Annotated in this window: 1 pseudogene; it reads right to left on the bottom strand. The window is 75.6% G+C overall.

Annotated elements, in window-relative coordinates:
- A pseudogene (locus AC0IVP_RS21865) lies at window positions 1–270 on the bottom strand (NADH-quinone oxidoreductase subunit M); the annotation flags it as partial.
- Between the last annotated feature and the right edge of the window lie 25 nt (window positions 271–295).

Below are 295 nucleotides of genomic sequence, written 5' to 3'. Positions count from 1 at the left end.
CCGCAGCAACACCAGCGCGATGCCGTCGACGCCCAGGGCGACGTCGACGCCGAACGCCGGGCTCCAGGAGACCGACGTCGCCAGCTGGAACCGCTCGCCGCCGCCGTCGAAGGCGACGGTGGCCAGCACCGCCAGGACCAGCACGACCAGGCTGACGGCCAGCGCCACGACCTGGGCCTGGGCGTCCCGGCCCCTGGGCAGGGCGGCGACGACGGCGCCACCCACCGCGGGCACCGCGATCATCGGGAGCAGCCACGGGAAGTCGCTCACGGGGTGTGCTCCCTGGGTCCGGAGG

This window comes from Klenkia sp. AC732, assembly GCF_979256525.1.
This window is presented reverse-complemented; position numbering and strand designations above follow the sequence as displayed.